The sequence below is a fragment of the Micromonospora citrea genome, from assembly GCF_900090315.1.
Classification (GTDB): Bacteria; Actinomycetota; Actinomycetes; order Mycobacteriales; family Micromonosporaceae; genus Micromonospora; species Micromonospora citrea.
The window spans coordinates 2,533,005-2,550,337 of record NZ_FMHZ01000002.1 but is presented as its reverse complement, the minus strand read 5'-3'; the positions used below and the strand labels follow the sequence as shown (position 1 = coordinate 2,550,337).

Sequence of the window (17,333 nt, the reverse complement as noted above, 5' to 3'; positions counted from 1 at the left end):
CGGGTCCGGCGCGGCTGCCGCCGTCAGGCGCGGCGCGGGTGGGCGGCGAAGAAGTCCCAGACCAGCTCGGTCGCGACGAGACCCGCGTCGGGTGCGGCGAGTTGGCCGGCCCGGGCCCCGGGCCAGGAGTGACCCATGTCCGGCAGGGTGTAGACGGTGACGTCGCTGCCGTCGGCGCAGCGCGCGTCGGTGCGGGTGACGCCCGCCGCGCCCGCCGGTGGGGTGCCGGGCGTCGGCCGGCAACCGAGCCGCCGCTGCCAGGTCCGGACGCCCGAGGTGAAGACCTCGGCGTAGCGGTCCTGGCCGCCGATGAACGTGATCACCGATACCGGCTGCTCGGGCACGTAGTCGTCCGGGACCGTACGGGGGCCGCTGTAGCCGCCGCTGACCACGCCGATGGCCGCGAAGGTCCCGTGGAGCTCGACGGCGGCCCGGAAGCTCATGTCGCCGCCGTTGGAGATCCCCGTCAGGTAGATCCGGTCCGGGTCGGCCCGCCACGTGCGCACCAGGTGCTCCGTGAGGGCCCGGAGGAACCCGACGTCGTCGGCGGACCCGCAGCAGATCAGCGCGTTGAAGCCGCCGTCGCGCCCGTCGGGGTAGGCGACGAGGAAATTCTCCCGGTCGGCGACCGCGTCCAGCCCGGTCGTCTCGCGCAGGCCCTCGCCGCTGCCGGGATAGAAGTGCAGGGCGATCACCAGCGCGGTGGGCCGGGCCGGGTCGTAGCCGGGCGGGGCGTGCAGCAGATAGCTCCGGTCGGCCCCGTCGTGCGGCAGGCTCAGCCGGTGGTCGCCGGCGGCGGGGCGCTCGACGGCCCCCGAAGGTGACGGGACGGGCGCCGCGCCGGGTCGCTCCCGGTGCCCGTCGCCGCACGCCGCCGCGACGGCGGCGACCATCAGCCCCGTCAGCACTGCCACCGTCCGTCGCACGCCCCGCCCCCTCCGTGACCCGGCGTCCACACTGGAATCGGGGCCGGGGGCGGGTCAACCCTTTCGGTCCTGGGCGAAGGCAGGCAGTCTGCTGGCATGCTCCGCCTCCGCCTGGGACCGGCGGACCTGTGCCGGGTCCGCTTCGCCGACCGTCTGCACCCCGTCGGGACGGCCCTGCTGGCCTGTCAGGCGCTGCACGACCCGAACACCGCGCCGGCGATGCCGGGGCCGGCGGCGGGCGCGGCGGCGGCGGTGGGCCGCGTCCGGGCCGCCGCCGCCGTGCTGCGGCACCTGTTGCCCGCACGCGGGCGGCTCCCGGACTTCCTCACCCCCTTCGACGGGCTGGAGTCGGTGGCCGCCGGTCTCGACGCGATCCGGGCGACCCCGGCGGGGCGCATCCGGGCCGAGGTCGCCGCCGCGTACGCCGACCTGGCGGTGTCACCGTTGCGCCGGCGGTTCGCCGAGGCCGACGCCGAGGCCATGGCGCTGTTCGGGCGGGCGCTGGGCACGTGGCACGACGGCGTGCTCGGGCCGCACTGGGCCGAGCTGGCGGACGCGCACCGGCACCAGGTGGCGGAGGCGGCCGGGCGCCTCGCCACGCACGGGCTGGACGGCCTGCTGAACGCGCTGCACCCGGCGATCCGGTGGGAGACGCCGACGCTGACGGTGCGCACCTGGTGGAGCGCGACGGTCTCCGGCACCGGCCACGGCCTCATCCTGCTGCCCTCGCCGCTGGCCGGCCCGCACCCCCGGGTGCTGGTGGAACCGGACCGCCCCGTGCTGGTGGTGTATCCCGCGCCGATGCCCCGCCGGGTGACCACGAGCGCCGCCGACCCGCTCGGCCGGCTGCTCGGAACGACCCGGGCGGCGGTGCTGCGCCGGCTCGCCGGGCCCGGTCGGCACACCACCACCAGCCTCGGCCGGGACCTCGGGATAAGCCTCTCCTCCGCGTCCGAGCACGCGGGGGCGTTGCGGGCGGCCGGCCTGGTCAGCAGCATCCGGGACGGCGGGGCGGTGCTGCACCGGTTGACGCCGCTCGGCTCCGGGCTGCTCGACCGGAACGACGACCCGCCGGCCGGCCACGGCTGACCTCGCCGCCCTGCGGCCCGCCGCCCGTGCGGCCGGGGGGCGTCGACGCCCGCGTCGCTCTGGTGCCGGTGTCGCGCACGGAACTCCGGAACTTTCCGCGCCGTGCCTGTAATCCGTGGCGCCGACGCCGACAAGTACCCGCGACAGGGCGATCTGCGGAGGTGTGATGCAAGGCCGTGAAGAGCGGGTGAGCGAGCTGTTCCGCCGACATGCCGACGACATCCATGCGTACGCGACCTGGCGGGTCGGCAGGCAGGATGCCGCGGACGTGGTGGGCGAGGTGTTCCTGGTGGCCTGGCGGTCACTGGACAAGGTCCGGGCGGGCGAGGAGCGGGCCTGGTTGTTCGGGGTGGCGCGCCGGTTGGTGCTGGCCCGCCGCCGGCAGGATGCCGCCGCCACCGCGCTGGACGAGCGGATGGCCGCCGCGAGCGTCGCGGAGGCGGGGCCGGACCGGCTCGCCGACGACGTCGCGCTCCGCGACCAGGTGCGGCAGGCGCTGGACGCGCTCGGCGCGCGGGACCGCGAGGTGCTGGTCACGGCCGCGTGGTTCGACCTGACGGCGGCGGAGGCGGCGCGGGTGCTCGGCATCTCCCGGCCCACCTACGCGGTTCGACTGCACCGGGCCCGCAGCCGGTTCCGTGCCGCCTACGAGCGGGTCGTCAAGAACGAGTACGAGGCCTCGTCGGCCATCCACAAGCCAGTGACAGCGTGAAGGAGATCGTTATGAACGTCGACGACTTGGTGCGTCGCGGGCGGCCGGACTCGACCGGGTGGGCGCGCAGCGAGGCGGGACGGCGGGCACTGGACGGCGTCGTCACGGCCGCCTCGGCCGGCGACCCCGCCGGAGTCGACCGGGCCAGGGCGTCCCGGCCGGCGCTGCGCTGGTCCTTCCTCGCCACCGGGCTCGCCGGGGCCGCCGCGGCCGGGGTGCTGGCGGTGTCGATCGTCGCGGCGCCGCAGGACGCGGGGACGACCGTCCCGCCGGTGGCCGGCGGGCAGCCGGGAGCGACGCACAGCGCCGGCGCGGGCACGACGCTGACGGCGCGCGACATCCTGCTCGCCGCGGCCGGCCGGGCGGAGCAGGCGCCCGCCGAGACCGGCAGGTACTGGCACGTCAAGACGGTCGACGTGTACGGCCCGACCCGGATCGGCACCGGCGACGACGCGTACTCGCTGCTGCGCAGCAGCGTGAACGAGAGCTGGGACGCCGGCGACCCGCGCGACGCGAGCTGGACCGGGTTCCGGGATCTCGGGGCACGGCCGCGTGGCGCCGAGGACGAGCGGGCCTGGCGCGCGGCCGGCTCCCCGACCAGCTGGCGCCTCGACGTCGACGGCCCGTCGAAGCTGGTCCTGTCGACCCGGCCGGGCAAGGGCGACCTCTCCCGGGATCCCGAGCCGCCCCGCTACCTGGAGGACCTCGGGCAGCTCACCCTGGAGCAGGTCCGGCAACTGCCGACCGAGCCGGGCGCGCTGCGCGGCTGGGTGGCCGAGCGGATCCGGACGGGCGAGGACATGGGGTACGCCCCCGGCAGCGCCCTGGGCGACCGCATGCTCTTCGGCTTCCTGAGCCGGCTGCTGCTCGACACGCCGGCCCCGCCGAAGGTGCGCGCCGCGGCGTTCCGGGTCCTCGCCGACATCCCCGGCGTGCGCAGCCTCGGCACCGTCCAGGACGAGCGCGGCCGCTCCGGCCAGGGCGTGGAGTTCCGCAGCGGCTCCGAGACCGAGTGGCTGATCGTCGACACGGCGACCCACCGGCTGCTCGCGCGCAAGATCGTGTCCAACCCGAAGGACGCGCCGGCGTTCGGCGGCAAGGAGAGCAGCACCCTGGTGCTGACCGCGGAGTGGTCCGACGCCGCGCCGCGGGTGCCGACCCTGCCGCAGCAGTAGCGACACCTGTCGCACACCGACGGCCGGCCGCGCTCGGGGGCGGCCGGCCGTCGCCGTCCCCGCCGGCGTCCGAAACGGCCGGCGGCCGCTCCGCAGAGGAGATTCCGTGAAACGTCCACGGTGGCTGGCGATCGCCGCCTGCCTCGCCGTCGTGTCAACCGTCAACCCGTCCACCCCGGCCGCCGCGACCGGAGGGACGACCGTCGCGGCCCGGACCGCCCCTCCGCCCGCGGCGGAGGCCACCCCACGCTCGGTCACGCTCATCACCGGAGACCTCGTCGAGATCCGCGGCGAAGGGGTCGTCTCGGTCCGGCCCGGTGCCGGGCGGGAACGGGTCGGCTTCCTCCGTCAGCGCGTCGACGGGCACGACCTGGTCGTCCCCGGCGACGCCGTCGGCCTGCTCGCCGCCGGCCGACTGGACCGGCGGCTGTTCGACGTGACCACGCTGCTCGCCGCCGGCTACGACGACGCGCGGCACGACGACATCCCGCTGCTCGTGCGCTACCGCGACAAGGCGGCCCGCGCCGGCACCCGCGACTGGGTGCGGCGGCACCGGGCGCGGCTGACCGGCGAGGCGACGGCGGTCAACGCCCTGGCCGCCCGGACCGCCAAGCGGGACGCCGGCGCCTGGTGGTCGGCCCTGGTCGGCTCCGCCCGCAAGGCGGACGGGGGCGGGCCGGTGGCCCTGGCCGGCGGCGTCGAGTCGATCCGGCTGGACGGCCGGCTCACCCTCAGTCTGGACGGGAGCACGGCCCAGATCGGCGCGCCGGCGGCCTGGCAGGCCGGGCTCACCGGGCGCGGGGTGACGGTCGCCGTCCTGGACACCGGCGCCGACGCCGGGCACCCCGACCTCGCCGGCAGGATCCGGGAGAGCCGCAACTTCACCGATGCCGCCGAGGACGGCGACGTGATCGGGCACGGCACCCACGTCGCGTCCACGATCGCCGGCAGCGGTGCGGCCTCGGACGGCAGGTACCGGGGCGTCGCCCCGGACGCCGAGCTGCTCGTCGGGAAGGTCTGCGCCGACCGGTCGTGCCCCGAGTCGGCAATGCTGGCCGGCATGCAGTGGGCGGCCGAGCGGGGCGCCGACGTGGTCAACATGAGCATCAGCGGCACGGACACCGCCGAGGTGGACCTGCTCGAGGAGGCGGTCGACCGGCTCACCGCGCAGCACGGCACGCTCTTCGTGGCGGCGGCCGGCAACGAGGGCGGCCTCGGCGCCAGTACGGTCGGTACGCCCTCCACCGCCGAGGCGGCCCTGTCGGTGGCCGCCAGCACCCGGGACGACGCGGTGGCCGACTTCTCCAGCCGCGGCCCCCGGCTCGGCGACGGCGGGACCAAGCCGGAGATCGCCGCACCCGGTGTCGACATCGTGGCCGCCCGTTCCGGCCAGGCGCCGCCGGAGGCGTCCGATCCCGTCGGCGACCGGTACGCGCGGGCGAGCGGCACGTCGATGGCCGCGCCGCACGTCGCCGGGGCGGCGGCGCTGCTGGCGCAGCGGCACCCGGACTGGACCGGTCCGCAGCTCAAGGCGGCGCTCGTCGCCACCGCGACGGGACTGTCCGGCGTGGACGCCACCGCGCAGGGGGCGGGCCGGGTCGACCTCCGTACGGCGCTCGCGGCGGGCGTCGTGCCGGACTCCGGCAGCCTCAACTTCGGGGCGCAGGAGTGGCCGCACGAGGACGACGCCCCGATGACCCGGACGGTTACCTACCGCAACGACGGGGCCGCGCCGGTGACGCTGGACCTGGCGGCCACGCTGGCCGGGCCGGACGGGTCGCCCGCGCCGGAGCGGATGGTCGCCGTCAGCCCGCAGCGGATCACCGTGCCGGCCGGCGGGACGGCGGCGGTGACCGTCACGGTGGACACCTCGGTCAGCGCGCCGGACGGCCGGTACGCCGGGCGGGTCACCGCCACGCCGGACACCGGGCCGGCCGTCGCCACGCTGCTGTCGGTGCTGCGCGACGTCGAACGGTACGCGCTGACGACGCGGGCGCTGGACCGTCACGGCGCGGACGCCACCGACCACACCACCGTGATCACCTCGTGGGCCGACCACTCCAGCGTGGTGGAGTGGAGCCCGGGCGAGCACACCACCCGGCTGCCGGCCGGCGACTACACCGTCGGCGCGCTGGTCTTCACCGACCCGTACCAGGAGACGGAGACCATCACCCTGCTCGCCCAGCCGAAGCTGCGCCTGGACAGGGACACCCGCCTCGTGCTCGACGCCCGTGCGGGCCGGCCGGTCACGGCCACCGTCCCGGAACCGACCGCCAGCTTCACCCACGCGGACATCGGCTACCGGGTCAACGCGCCCTACCCCGTCGAGGAGACCACGGTCGGCTGGACGAGCTTGCGCCGGGGCTTCGACAACCTGTTCACCGCACAGGTCGGGCCGGCGACGACCGGTGACACCTTCCAGTCCGACATCTCCGCCGGCTGGGCCAGGGCCGACGCCGACGGCGGCTTCACGGACAGCCCGTACGCGTACCACCTGGGCTGGATCACCCCGGGCGCGTTGCCGACCGGCCTGACCCGCCGCATCCGCCAGACGGACGTGGCGACGGTCGTGAACACCTACCACGGGCCGGCGGGTCACTTCGGCGCGACCGGCTCGGGGGCGAGGGATGCCACCGGGTTCATCGTCACCCAGGACCTGCGGCTGCCGGGCAGTCGCGTCGACCACTACCACGACAACGGCGACACGACCTGGTCCCGGTTCCTCGTCCAGTTCGACGACCAGCGGTTCACGGAACTCACGCTCGCGGACTTCGCGGACGGCTACCGGCGGGGCAGGACCTATCGGGACAGCTGGAACGGGGCGGTGCTGGCCCCGGCCTTCGGCGACCGGCCGGCGGAGATCCTGCAGGGGGCACGGCGCACCTCCACGGGCCAGGTGATCGTCGACGACGGCCTGCTCGTCGACCCGTCAACCGGGCGGATGAGCCTGTCGGGGGCGAAGATGCGGCAGGACAGCGGCCGCACCGCGCTCTACCGCGACGGCGAGCTGGTCGCCGAGCACGGTCGGTACGGCTTGCTGCGCGCCGACGTGCCGCCGGAGGAGGCGACGTACCGGCTGGAGGCGGCGGTGGACCGGTCCAGCTCCGCGGACGTCTCGACGAAGGTCTCGTCGGTGTGGACCTTCCGCTCCCGGCACCAGGCGAGCACCCTGCCGGTGTTCCTGCCGCTGCTGTCGGTCCGGTACGCCCCTGTCCTGGCGGCGGGCCGCACCGCCCCGGCCGGGAAGCCGTTCCTGATCCCGATCCGGGTCGAGCACCAGCCCGGCTCGGCCGCCGGCACGGTCACCGGCCTGACCGTGCAGGTGTCGTACGACGACGGGGCGACCTGGCGGGCCGCGCCGGTCGTCGGCTCCGGCGGGAGCTGGACGGCGGCGGTGACGCATCCGGCCGACGCCGGACACGTGTCGCTGCGGGCCACCGCCACGGACAGCCGGGGCGGCCGGGTCGAGCAGACCGTCATCCGGGCCTACCTGCTCCGTTAGCGCCTCCGGCGGGGGTGCGGACCGGCCGGCTGCGTCGGCCGGTCCGCACCCCCCGCAACGCACGCGCGGCCCTCGTCGAGCGCCGCCCCGGGGCTGCCGGCGCGGGCGGTCGGCGCTGCTCGCCGCCGAGCCGTCGGCCCCAGGACGACCGCCGGGCACGGGCGGCGCTGACGTAGGGTTGCTGCCGTGACGACGCGTGTGGCCGCCATCGACTGCGGGACCAACTCGATCCGACTGCTGGTCGCCGACCTGCCCGACCCCTCGGCCGGGCCGGAGGCGCCACTGGTCGACCTGAGCCGGCGGATGGAGATCGTCCGCCTCGGCCAGGGCGTCGACAGGACGGGCCGGCTGGCCCCGGAGGCGATCGAGCGCACCCGCGTCGCGCTGGCCTCCTACGCCGCCGAGATCGAGAAGCTCGGCGCGGAGCGGGTCCGGATGTGCGCCACGTCGGCGTCCCGGGACGCCTCCAACGCCGCCGACTTCCGCAAGATGGTCGAGCGGACCCTCGGCGTGACGCCCGAGGTGGTGACCGGCGACGAGGAGGCCCGGCTCTCCTTCACCGGGGCGGTGCGCGGGCTGCCCGCCGACGCGCGCGAGCCCTACCTGGTCGTCGACATCGGTGGCGGCTCGACCGAGTTCGTCGTGGGCACCCGCGCCGGCGGCGTCGAGGCGGCCGTCTCGATGGACATCGGCTGCGTCCGGATGACGGAGCGGCACCTGCACGGCGACCCGCCGGGCCTGGACGAGGTCGCCGCCGCGCAGGCCGACATCGCCGTCGCGGTCGACCGGGCGCTGGAGGCGGTGCCGGGACGGCAGGCCGCCACGCTGGTCGGGCTCGCCGGGTCGGTCACCACCGTGGTCGCCATCGCCCAGGGCCTTCAGGAGTACGACCCGGACCGCATCCACCACGCCCGGGTGTCGTACGAGGCGGTGGCCGACGTGACGGCCGACCTGCTGGGCAGGAGCCGGGAGCGGCGGCTCGCGATCCCGGTGATGCACCCCGGCCGTGCCGACGTCATCGGCGCGGGCGCCCTGGTGCTCCGGGTGATCATGGAGCGGGCCGGCATGGCGTCGGTCGTCGCCAGCGAGCACGACATCCTCGACGGCATCGCCTGGTCGCTGGCGGCGACCTCGGGATAGGTGGTTTCCCCTGCGTGTCGCCGGTATGATTTCCATATGGTTACCACCGTCAATCTCCCTGACGGACTGCACGAACGGCTCAAGCAGCTCGCCGAGCAGGAGCACCGGTCGATGAACGCCACCATCGTCGTGGCCGTCGAGGAGTACGTCTCGGCGCGCAATCATCGTGCCCGCGTGCGGGATCTTGCGCGGGAGGTCGCCGAGCGTGACGCCGAACTGCTGCGACGGTTGGCAGAGTGACCAACTATCTCGAGGTCGACGATCTCATGGAGATCGCCTCGATCGTGTTGGGTGAGACGCCGCAGGTCCGTGACTTCGGTCTGCTCTCGTCGGCGGTGGTCCGCCCGGCCACCGTGGCGTTCGGCCAGGAGGCCTACCCCGATCTCTGGACCAAGGCCGCCGCGCTGCTGCACTCGGTCCGCATGAACCACGCGCTGATCGATGGGAACAAGCGTCTCGCCTGGGCGGCGGCGCGTGTGTTTCTGGCCCTCAACGAGGTGCCGATCCAGGATGTCGACGTCGATCAGGCCGAGGCCCTCGTGATGTCGGTGGCCGGTGGCACGCTCACCGAGGTCTCTGACATCGCTCGTGAGCTCCGCAAGCTCTATGTCTGAGCCATCGACAGGAATTCTGTCGCAGATGCCGGACGGCATCGCCTGGAGCCTCGCGTAGCCCGCCGGGCAGTGACGTCAACGGGCCGCCGTGATCGACGGCGGCCCGCGTCGGCCGCGCCAACCTGGTGGCGCTGGCGGTCAGAAGGTGACCGACGCGAAGTGGGTGAGTGCGCCGACGGCCAGGGCGAGGAAGCACAGCGGGAACCCGATGTTGTGGAGGACCCGCGCCCGGAGGTGCGCCACCACCGCGCCGACGAAGAAGGCGACCAGGCCGACGCCGGCGGCCAACCCCAGCGCGGGGATCCCGGCGAGCCCGATCGCGAGACCGACCGCGCCGGCGCCCTTGAGCGCGGCGAGGTAGGGAATCGCGGCCGGCCGCAGCCCCACCTCGGCCGAGTTCGCCAGGACGAACCGTGCCTTCGCCAGGTCGGCGACGACGATGAACGCGTTGGCCGCGATGCACAACGCGGTGACGATGGTCAGGGCGGTCAGTTGCGGGTCGGTGCGGGACAGGGCGATCTGTAGGCTCATGGGTGCCTCCTGTGGGCACGGGTTCGTCGGATTCCGGTTGCTCGGCCGTCCTGACGCTCCACCCGCACGAAAGGTGACCGACGACGTGGACCTGCTCGACGAGTTCGAAGCGGCCCGGCCCCGACTGCTCTCGCTCGCTCATCGCATCGTGGGCTCCGTCCACGACGCCGAGGACGCCGTCCAGACCGCCTGGCTCCGCACCCAGACCGCCCACCCGGGCAAGCTGGACAACCCGGACGGCTGGTTCACCACCGTGACCGCACGGCTGTGTCTCGACCAGCTGCGGGCGCGGGACCGTCGTGGCGAACTCCCACTGCTCGCCGAGGCCGTCCCCGATGAGCAGATCGCCGCCGACGAGGAGTTCCTCCGCCGCGAGGACGTCTCGCGTGCCCTCCTGGTGCTGCTGGGCCAGCTCACGCCCACCCAACGGGTGGCCTACGTGCTGCACGACCTGTTCGCCGTGCCGTTCGACCGGATCGCCGCCGTGCTGGGCGCCTCGCCGGCCGCCGCGAAGAAGCTGGCCAGCCGGGCGCGGATCCGCCTGCGGGAGAGGAACCCCGGTCCGGAGCCGTCGCTCGTCGACCACGCGCGGGTCGTCGACGCCTTCCTCGCCGCCGCTCGCGGCGGCGACATCGACCGCCTCGTCGCGCTGATGGCGCCCGACGTCGTGCGGACCGTCGACCTGGACGTGCTGCCCGACGGCGCCGCGGCCGCGGCCTACGGCAACCGGACTGTGGCGGAGGAGACCCGGCACTTCGCCGACCGGGTCCACGCGAGCGTCCCGATGGTCGTCGACGGCGGCCCCGCAGCCCTCATGGCGCCGGGAGGCCACCCGCTGGCGGTCATCCGGTTCGACATCCGCCAAGGCGCGATCGCCCGCATCTCGATCGCCCGCTACCGGCGGACCGACCACGTCTCGCCCTGTCCCGCACTCGCCTGACGGCGTGCGGCGCTCCCGTCCGGCCAGGGCATGTCCCGGTCGGCGCGCCCAGGGGCAGGACAGCTCGGCGGAGAGGGACTTAGATGGCGGGTATGAGCAGAGCGCCCAAGGTGTTGGTCACGGCGGCGGGCGTGACGGGCGTCGCGGCGTACGGGCTTCCGCAGCCGTGGTCGTTCGTGGCGGCGGTGGCGGACCTGCTCCTGGTCGGGCTGGCCGGCGCGTTGTGGCTCCGCGCCGGGCGTGGTCCGGAACCGTTGTCGGCTCGGCGGGAGGTCGTGGCCGAGCTGCCCGAGTTCCCACGGTGGACCGTCGACGGCCCGGGCGGCGACGGCCGGGGCGGCGGATACCCCCAACCCGGGGAGCCGGGCGCGCACGGTGCGCCGCAGCATGCCACCCCACCGACGTCATCCGGCGCTCCGGTGATGCCGCTGTCCAGGCGACGGCGCCGTTGGCCCAGTTCCACCGTCGCCGATGCCGTCTCGTCCACCAGCAGGGTGCGGCGTCAGTTCCGGGCCCAAGCGGAGGCGCCTCCCAGCCCGCCCGGCGAGCCGGTCGACGTGCACCGGGACTTGGCGAACCTGGAGACCCTGGTGCGGACGACCAACGAACGCGGACAGCGCGCCCAACTCTGGTTCTTCTTCGCCGGTGTCGCCGTGTCCATCCCGGCGGGCATCGTGGTCAACCTGCTCACCGACTAGCGCGGGTGACGCTCCGCGAGGCCGGTGACGAAGCGGGACCAGGCAACCGGGTCGAAGGAGAGCGTCGGGCCCGAGCGGTCCTTGCTGTCGCGGACCAGCACCACGCCGGGCAGGTTGTCGGCGACCTCCACGCACGAGGCGCCGCCGTTGTCGCTGCGCGTGGACTTGCGCCACCGGGCGCCGGTCAGCTCCATGTCTTCGCCACTTCCTGCATCAGCACCAGCGACTGCCGTCGGGACAGCGCCTCCGAGCGGACACTTTCCCACCTGCGGTGCAGGCTGGCAATCTCCTCGGCGCGGTCCAGCACCTGGGCGCGCAGCGGGCTGTCGAGATGCGCCACCCAACCCCCGTCGGCGTAGCCGGCCAGGATGAACGGCCCGGCAAGGCCTGGGTAGACGCCGACCTCTGCCGGAACGACATGCAGGTGCACGTGCGGACGTGTCGCCAGTGAGATCAGATGGTCGAGCTGCTCGCGCATCACCCCGAACTGGTCGGCCACCGGTCGACGCAGGATGCCCTCGTCGAGAACCACGACCAGTTGCGGTGGCTGGGCGCGATCGAGGATCTGTTGCCGCTGGAGTCGGGCGGACACCCGCTGCTCAATCTGCTCCGAAGGGTGAAGCCCACCGCCGCCGAGGACCGCGCGGGCGTACGCCTCGGTCTGGAGGAGGCCGGGCAGGACCGAGATCTCGAACCACCACAGCGTGGCCGCCTCCTGCTCGACGGCCACCCACGGCCGGCACCAGGCCGGCGCGGTCTCCAGGCTGACCAGCGGCAGGATCCGCCCGAGCAGGCCGCCGCTGTCGAGTGCCTCGTCCGCCCGGCGGACGAAGTCGAGCGAGGGCGTACGCCGGCCGATCTCGACCATGCCGACCAGCGAGCCGGAGTAGTTGATCCGCTGGGCCAACTCCTCCTGGCTGAGCCCGCGCTCGGCGCGCAGCCGCCGCAGCTCTCCGGCCAGCAGCTCCAACGCCGACAGTTGCGATCCGGTCATCACACCTCGCTCACCTGGCCTCACGTGACGGGCCGCGCCGACCACCGTCAAGCGGTGTCCCGCGCGTGACTTCCGACCGTAGTCGTGCGGTGACGAAGATGAGAAGCGGCGTGGGCCCACAGTGCCCTCACAACGCGAACGAGGAGCGACGACGTGGCGATCCGAGGCCTCCACCCGGCGTGGTGCGTACCCGAGAGCGGCTGTGGAGCCAGCGCGCTGCACCTGTCCCGCCTGCGGCCCGTGGCGCCCCGCGGGGACGAGGTGATCCAGGTGCGCGCCGGGCTCTGGCAGATGGACGTGGGGCGGCTGCGCCCGTCCGGAGTGCTGCTGGAGTTGTCCGCCGACGACGAGCCGGAGCGTTGGCCGATCGACCTCGCGCAGGCCCGCGCGCTGGCGTACGTGCTCCGGGATCTGCTGCGGACGGCGGACGACGCGGCTCGCCGCGCGGCCTGACGCGGCACGCGTTCCAAGCGGCGGCGTCTGCCAGGCGGCCGCGCCTGCTCGACGGTCATCGGGCGCGGACCGGGCCGACGCGCGGCGCGGTTCGTTGGCGGTATTACGCATTGAATAGTAGTGTGCGGTGCGTGGATACCACACAGCTGTTGAAGGGCGTGCTGGATCTGGCGGTGCTCGCCGTCCTGCGCGAGGAGGACGGCTACGGCTACGACATCCTGCGCCGGCTGCGCGAGGCCGGGCTGGAGGAGGTCGGCGACGCCTCCGTCTACGGCACGCTGCGCCGGCTCTACGCCGGTGGCCTGCTGACCACCTACGTGGTGCCGAGCGAATCCGGCCCGCACCGCAAGTACTACTCGCTCAACGCCGCCGGCCGGGACCAGCTCACCCGCAGCGGCAAGCTCTGGCGCTCGTTCGCCACGACCATGGACGCGCTGCTCGACGATCGGGGGATGGCGGCATGACCGTCACGGGGCAGGAGATCACGGAGTACGTCGCACGGGTGCGGGCCGCACTGGCCGACCTGCCGCCGGCGCACCGCGACGAGTTGACCGAGGACCTGCCGGAGCACCTCGCCGAGGTCGCCGCCGACACCGGCGGCACCCTCGTCGAACGGCTCGGCGAGCCCGAGGCGTACGCGGCCGAGCTGCGCGCCGCCGCCGGGGTCGGCGCCACGGCCCGCGGTCGGCGCGTCGACCGTCGCCTGGGCGTCGCCGTGGACCGGCTGCGGGCGCGGGCGCGGCGCTGGGACGTCCAACTCGGACCACCCCTCGGGTACGCCTCGGCCAGCGAGTTCCTCCGGCTGCTCCGGCCGGCCTGGTGGGTGCTGCGGGGCTACCTGGCCGCCATGCTCGTCACGGCGCTCACCACCGGCGGCGGGTTCGGCCTGGCACCGAGTCTCAACGGCAGCGGGCTGGCCGGCCTGGTGCTGCTCGCCGGCAGCGTGCTCGCGTCGATCTGGCTCGGCCACCACGCGCCCCGGCTGACCCGGCCCAAGCGGCGGCTGCTGCACGCCGGCACCGCCGTGCTGGTGGTCTTCGGGCTGGTCGGTCTGGCCGACCTCAACAGCCGCGTCGGCTCGGGCGACCTCGACTACCAGCAGATCTCGGTGGATGAGCGCTACTCCCACGTCCGGGACGTCTACGTCTACGACAGCGAGGGCCGGCTGGTGCGCGACGCCCGGCTCTTCGACCAGAACGGCGACCCGATCCGCCTCGGCCACCCGGACTGCCCCGACCTGCAGGACCCGAGAGGGCTCGGCAACCCGGTGCTGCGCCCGTACCCGTACTGCCCGGAGCAGGCGCCGTTCGGCCCGCGCCCGACGGCCACGACCCCGGCGCCCGGCCTGGCGCCGCTGCCGGGTCCCGCCGCGACGGGCGGCCCGTCCGCCCCGGCCCCCACGGCCGACCCGGCGGCGACCGACCCGACGGTGGCGACCGCTCCGGCGGCGACCGTCTTCCCCGCGCCGAGCCGGACGTGACCCGGAAGCTGGGAAATAGCTGAACGGATGAGGTCGACGGGACAACGACTGTCGTCCCTGATCGCTACGGTGTCGTCTGCTCATTCACCCCTCGGAAGGAAAACCCGTGTCAGAGCAGGTCGCACCGCCCCCCGCGCCGGACGCCGCCGCGCAGCCCCCGTCGGCCGTCCCCGCGCCGCCCCCGGCGGAGCCGACGAAGAAGTCCGGCTCCAAGAAGGCGCTCGGCATCGTGGGCGCGGTCGTCGCGTTCCTGGTCATCGCGGGGCTCAAGTTCGGCGTCGGCTCGGCGATCGGCAACTTCCTCAACAAGGACGAGACCGCCGACGCCAAGGTCGGCGACTGCATCGCCGAGCTGCCCGAGGTGACCGGCACCGAGCAGGAGAAGGTCGACGGCGCCAAGGTCGTCAAGTGCACCTCCACCGACGCCGTGTACAACGTGGTCGGCCGGGTCGACGGCCAGACCGAGGCGCAGGCCCGCTCCGGTGAGGCGTGTGAGCAGTACATCAAGGAGGACCAGGACGGTTACGTCTTCTACAGCATCGAGCCGGGCAAGAAGGGCTACCTGCTCTGCCTGACGAAGAAGGCCTGACCCTCCACCGCCTCGACGACGGCGGCGCGGACGACCTCCGCGCCGCCGTCGTCGTGTCCGGGTACCGGCCGGGGAACAGGAGGTGAATGCCACTGTTCCGGCGTCTTCCCGGCGGGGTCGCGGCGTGGCAGGCTACCGGCACGTAGGACCACTGGGCGACCAGCCAACGATGACTGACCGCTAGGAGGACGGGCCGATGGGCGAAATGGTGAGCTTCACCAGCAGCGGTGGTGCGCGCGAGGGGTATCTCGCGATACCGTCCGGCGGTGCGGCCAGCCCTGCGGTCATCGTCATCCAGGACTGGTGGGGCCTCGTACCCCACATCACCTCGGTCGTCGACCGGTTCGCCGAGGCCGGGTTCGTCGCCCTCGCCCCGGACTTCCGGCACGGCGGCCCGGCCAGCAGGCCCGACGAGCCCCGCCAGATGCTGAACGGCCCGCAGATGGACGAGGCCGCCGCCGACATCGCCGCCGCGGCGGAGTTCCTCGCCGGGCGGCCCGAGGTCACCGGCAAGGTGGGCTGCGCGGGCTTCTGCGCGGGCGCGAGCCTGGCCCTCTGGGCGGCCGGCCGCTCGGAGCGGATCGTCGCCACCGCCGCCTTCTACCCCCGGCTGCCCTGGGACGGGATGCGCCCCGAGTGGTCCGACTACGCGGGCAAGGCCGCCCTCATCCACTGCTCGGAAGCGGACGGCACCTCCGCCGCCGACGGTGTGCAGACCGTCCGCAGCGCCATCGAGACCGCCGGCGGCAGCTGCCAGACCTACGACTACGCCGGCACCGCGCACGCCTTCTTCAACGAGGACCGGCCGGAGAACTTCGACCAGCGCGCCGCCGCCACCGCCTGGGCGCGCACCCTGGAACTCTTCCGGGCCAAGCTTGGCTGAGCCGCGTACGCCCGACGAGGTGGTCGCCCGCGCCGCGCGGGCGACGGACCTGGCCGGCCTCGACGCGGCCGTCTCCGACTGTTTCGCCTGCCCGCGCCTGGTGCGGTGGCGCGAGGAGGTGGCCCGCACGCGCCGGGCGGCCTTCCGCGACCAGGAGTACTGGGGCCGGCCGGTGCCCGGCTTCGGCGCCCCCGACGCGCGCATCGCCATCCTCGGCCTGGCGCCCGCCGCGCACGGCGGGAACCGCACCGGGCGGATCTTCACCGGCGACCGCTCCGGGGACGTGCTCTTCGCCGCGCTGCACCGCGCCGGGCTGGCCAACCAGCCGACCAGCGTCGCCGCCGACGACGGACTGTCCCTGCGGGACCTGCGCGTCTTCTCCGCGGTGCGCTGCGCGCCGCCGGACAACAAGCCCACCCCCGACGAGCGGGACACGTGCGCGCCGTGGCTGCACCGCGAGGTCGCGCTGATCCGGCCCACCCTGCGCGTCGTGGTCGCGCTGGGCGCGTTCGCCTGGGCGGCGTGGTGGCCGGTGCTGCGTGCGGTGTACGGCCAGCGCCCGCCCAGCCCGCGACCGGCGTTCGGTCATGGGGCACACTGGTCCGGCACGGCCGCGCCGGAGTTGGTGGGCTGCTACCACGTCAGCCAGCAGAACACCTTCACGGGGCGGCTCACACCAGGGATGCTGGACGACGTGTTCGCCCGGGCGAAGCAGCTGGCCGGGGTGGACTGAGGCGCGCGGGGGCGGTGGCGATGACGGACGGAACGCTTCGGCCCGCGGCGCACCCCCTGGCGGCCCGGAGGTAACCCCGGATGGACCTGAACGTGCTGCGCAGGTGGTGGCCCGTCGCCGCGGTGGGCGTCCTGCTCGCCGTCGCCGCGCTGGCCTCCGCACACTCGTCGATCGGCGCCAGCCGGATCCCGCCCGCCGCCGAGGACATCCCCTTCGTCACGGATTATCCCACCGCCGAGCCGACCTCCCGGATTCCCGTGGAGCCGCGCGAGGCCGGCGAAGCCACCCGGGCGAGCATCCCGGAGTGGCTCGGCACCGTCGCGATCGTGCTGCTGGGGCTGGCTCTGCTCGCCGTGTTCGGCTACCTCGCGTGGACGCTGCTCCGGGGCGCGCTGCGCCGCGCCACCCGGGCGCTGCCGCACCGGCGGCCCCGTGCCACGCCCGAGGGCACGGCCCGCGAGGTGGCCGCCGCCCTCGACGCCGGCCTGGAGGAGTTGGACGACCGGGACACCGACCCGCGTACCGCCGTGATCGCCTGCTGGGTGCGCCTGGAGGAGGCCGCCGCCGGGGCCGGCGTGCCACGGCTGGCCGGCGACACCCCCACCGACCTGGTCACCCGCCTGCTGCGGGGCGACCCGTCGGCGGGGATCCCGGCGATCGCCAGCGCCGACGTGCTGGCCGAGTTCGCGCACGTCTACCGCGAGGCCCGGTACGCCACCCGGCCCGTCGACGAGCACACCCGTGACCAGGCCCGCGCGGCGCTGCGCCGGCTGCGCGGCGAGCTCTCCGCCGTGGTCGCCGACGGGCCGGAGGTGTCGGCGTGAGCGGAAGCGCGGCCGGCACCCGCCCCCCTGTCGCCGAGGCCGCACCGCGG

20 protein-coding genes are annotated in these 17,333 nt (G+C 74.7%); 16 read left to right on the top strand and 4 right to left on the bottom strand.

Going from position 1 to position 17,333, the window contains the following annotated elements:
• Positions 1-23: 23 nt before the first annotated feature.
• The gene (locus tag GA0070606_RS11560; protein WP_245724654.1) at positions 24-926 is read right to left on the bottom strand and encodes a CE1 family esterase; all 903 of its coding nucleotides are present in this window, start codon (positions 924-926) and stop codon (positions 24-26) included.
• A 96-nt stretch (positions 927-1,022) separates the two neighbouring features.
• Here GA0070606_RS11560 and GA0070606_RS11555 point away from each other — a divergent pair, with 96 nt between their 5' ends.
• The 7 genes from GA0070606_RS11555 to GA0070606_RS11525 all read left to right on the top strand — a co-directional run bounded on the left by GA0070606_RS11555 (position 1,023) and on the right by GA0070606_RS11525 (position 9,158).
• Complete coding sequence (locus tag GA0070606_RS11555) at positions 1,023-2,015, top strand: ArsR/SmtB family transcription factor (protein WP_091097735.1); 993 nt, start codon at positions 1,023-1,025, stop codon at positions 2,013-2,015.
• A 166-nt stretch (positions 2,016-2,181) separates the two neighbouring features.
• Positions 2,182-2,727, top strand: a complete 546-nt coding sequence (locus tag GA0070606_RS11550) for an RNA polymerase sigma factor (RefSeq protein ID WP_141721648.1) — start codon at positions 2,182-2,184, stop codon at positions 2,725-2,727.
• 11 nt (positions 2,728-2,738) lie between these two features.
• Positions 2,739-3,902 (top strand): CU044_5270 family protein, encoded by a 1,164-nt coding sequence (locus GA0070606_RS11545; protein ID WP_091097728.1) that lies wholly within the window; start codon positions 2,739-2,741, stop codon positions 3,900-3,902.
• A 106-nt stretch (positions 3,903-4,008) separates the two neighbouring features.
• On the top strand, positions 4,009-7,404 hold the full coding sequence (locus GA0070606_RS11540; RefSeq protein ID WP_091097724.1) for a S8 family serine peptidase: 3,396 nt from the start codon (positions 4,009-4,011) through the stop codon (positions 7,402-7,404).
• 198 nt (positions 7,405-7,602) lie between these two features.
• On the top strand, positions 7,603-8,544 hold the full coding sequence (locus GA0070606_RS11535) for a Ppx/GppA phosphatase family protein (RefSeq protein WP_091097720.1): 942 nt from the start codon (positions 7,603-7,605) through the stop codon (positions 8,542-8,544).
• A 36-nt stretch (positions 8,545-8,580) separates the two neighbouring features.
• A complete protein-coding gene (locus GA0070606_RS11530; RefSeq protein ID WP_013731632.1) occupies positions 8,581-8,784 on the top strand; it encodes a ribbon-helix-helix domain-containing protein in 204 nt (67 codons plus the stop codon).
• Complete coding sequence (locus GA0070606_RS11525) at positions 8,781-9,158, top strand: type II toxin-antitoxin system death-on-curing family toxin (protein WP_091097716.1); 378 nt, start codon at positions 8,781-8,783, stop codon at positions 9,156-9,158. Before GA0070606_RS11530 ends, GA0070606_RS11525 begins: the two co-directional genes overlap by 4 nt.
• Before the next feature lie 138 nt (positions 9,159-9,296).
• On the opposite strand, the gene GA0070606_RS11520 is transcribed toward GA0070606_RS11525, so the two are convergent.
• On the bottom strand, positions 9,297-9,689 hold the full coding sequence (locus GA0070606_RS11520; RefSeq protein WP_091097712.1) for a DoxX family protein: 393 nt from the start codon (positions 9,687-9,689) through the stop codon (positions 9,297-9,299).
• Positions 9,690-9,762: 73 nt separating this feature from the next.
• On the opposite strand from GA0070606_RS11520, the gene GA0070606_RS11515 reads away from it, so the two are divergent.
• Positions 9,763-10,629 carry a sigma-70 family RNA polymerase sigma factor gene (locus GA0070606_RS11515; protein ID WP_218106008.1) on the top strand — a complete coding sequence of 289 codons (867 nt, stop codon included), beginning with the start codon at positions 9,763-9,765 and terminating at the stop codon, positions 10,627-10,629.
• Between the two features lie 92 nt (positions 10,630-10,721).
• Positions 10,722-11,327 carry a hypothetical protein gene (locus GA0070606_RS11510; protein WP_091097709.1) on the top strand — a complete coding sequence of 202 codons (606 nt, stop codon included), beginning with the start codon at positions 10,722-10,724 and terminating at the stop codon, positions 11,325-11,327.
• Here the strand turns inward: GA0070606_RS11510 and GA0070606_RS11505 are convergent.
• Positions 11,324-11,521, bottom strand: a complete 198-nt coding sequence (locus GA0070606_RS11505) for a DUF397 domain-containing protein (protein WP_091097706.1) — start codon at positions 11,519-11,521, stop codon at positions 11,324-11,326. The two genes, GA0070606_RS11510 and GA0070606_RS11505, sit on opposite strands and share 4 nt — an antisense overlap.
• A complete protein-coding gene (locus tag GA0070606_RS11500) occupies positions 11,512-12,321 on the bottom strand; it encodes a helix-turn-helix domain-containing protein (protein ID WP_091097702.1) in 810 nt (269 codons plus the stop codon). Before GA0070606_RS11500 ends, GA0070606_RS11505 begins: the two co-directional genes overlap by 10 nt.
• Before the next feature lie 153 nt (positions 12,322-12,474).
• Here GA0070606_RS11500 and GA0070606_RS11495 point away from each other — a divergent pair, with 153 nt between their 5' ends.
• From GA0070606_RS11495 to GA0070606_RS11465, 7 genes are all read left to right on the top strand, one after another.
• Entirely contained in the window at positions 12,475-12,774 is a 300-nt protein-coding gene (locus GA0070606_RS11495; RefSeq protein ID WP_091097699.1) for a hypothetical protein, read from the top strand.
• A gap of 131 nt (positions 12,775-12,905) precedes the next feature.
• The gene (locus tag GA0070606_RS11490; RefSeq protein ID WP_091097696.1) at positions 12,906-13,238 is read left to right on the top strand and encodes a PadR family transcriptional regulator; all 333 of its coding nucleotides are present in this window, start codon (positions 12,906-12,908) and stop codon (positions 13,236-13,238) included.
• Positions 13,235-14,254: an HAAS signaling domain-containing protein gene (locus GA0070606_RS11485; protein ID WP_091097692.1), complete on the top strand. Its 1,020-nt coding sequence runs from the start codon at positions 13,235-13,237 to the stop codon at positions 14,252-14,254. The genes GA0070606_RS11490 and GA0070606_RS11485 overlap by 4 nt, the downstream gene beginning before the upstream one ends.
• Before the next feature lie 106 nt (positions 14,255-14,360).
• A complete protein-coding gene (locus tag GA0070606_RS11480) occupies positions 14,361-14,843 on the top strand; it encodes an LppU/SCO3897 family protein (RefSeq protein WP_091097690.1) in 483 nt (160 codons plus the stop codon).
• Between the two features lie 196 nt (positions 14,844-15,039).
• Positions 15,040-15,726 (top strand): dienelactone hydrolase family protein, encoded by a 687-nt coding sequence (locus tag GA0070606_RS11475; protein ID WP_091097686.1) that lies wholly within the window; start codon positions 15,040-15,042, stop codon positions 15,724-15,726.
• A gap of 19 nt (positions 15,727-15,745) precedes the next feature.
• Complete coding sequence (locus GA0070606_RS11470; RefSeq protein WP_091097682.1) at positions 15,746-16,459, top strand: uracil-DNA glycosylase; 714 nt, start codon at positions 15,746-15,748, stop codon at positions 16,457-16,459.
• A gap of 80 nt (positions 16,460-16,539) precedes the next feature.
• Positions 16,540-17,283, top strand: coding sequence for a DUF4129 domain-containing protein (locus tag GA0070606_RS11465; RefSeq protein ID WP_091097678.1), 744 nt, complete (start codon positions 16,540-16,542; stop codon positions 17,281-17,283).
• Positions 17,284-17,333: the final 50 nt, after the last annotated feature.

What these genes read in the sequence shown, in the direction of transcription:
- GA0070606_RS11500 (WP_091097702.1), bottom strand. Translation starts at nt 12,321, where the DNA reads ATGACCGGATCGCAACTGTCGGCGTTGGAGCTGCTGGCCGGAGAGCTG.
- GA0070606_RS11550 (WP_141721648.1), top strand. Translation starts at nt 2,182, where the DNA reads ATGCAAGGCCGTGAAGAGCGGGTGAGCGAGCTGTTCCGCCGACATGCC.
- GA0070606_RS11505 (WP_091097706.1), bottom strand. Translation starts at nt 11,521, where the DNA reads ATGGAGCTGACCGGCGCCCGGTGGCGCAAGTCCACGCGCAGCGACAAC.
- GA0070606_RS11520 (WP_091097712.1), bottom strand. Translation starts at nt 9,689, where the DNA reads ATGAGCCTACAGATCGCCCTGTCCCGCACCGACCCGCAACTGACCGCC.
- GA0070606_RS11465 (WP_091097678.1), top strand. Translation starts at nt 16,540, where the DNA reads ATGGACCTGAACGTGCTGCGCAGGTGGTGGCCCGTCGCCGCGGTGGGC.
- GA0070606_RS11530 (WP_013731632.1), top strand. Translation starts at nt 8,581, where the DNA reads ATGGTTACCACCGTCAATCTCCCTGACGGACTGCACGAACGGCTCAAG.
- GA0070606_RS11475 (WP_091097686.1), top strand. Translation starts at nt 15,040, where the DNA reads ATGGGCGAAATGGTGAGCTTCACCAGCAGCGGTGGTGCGCGCGAGGGG.
- GA0070606_RS11545 (WP_091097728.1), top strand. Translation starts at nt 2,739, where the DNA reads ATGAACGTCGACGACTTGGTGCGTCGCGGGCGGCCGGACTCGACCGGG.
- GA0070606_RS11555 (WP_091097735.1), top strand. Translation starts at nt 1,023, where the DNA reads ATGCTCCGCCTCCGCCTGGGACCGGCGGACCTGTGCCGGGTCCGCTTC.
- GA0070606_RS11510 (WP_091097709.1), top strand. Translation starts at nt 10,722, where the DNA reads ATGAGCAGAGCGCCCAAGGTGTTGGTCACGGCGGCGGGCGTGACGGGC.
- GA0070606_RS11485 (WP_091097692.1), top strand. Translation starts at nt 13,235, where the DNA reads ATGACCGTCACGGGGCAGGAGATCACGGAGTACGTCGCACGGGTGCGG.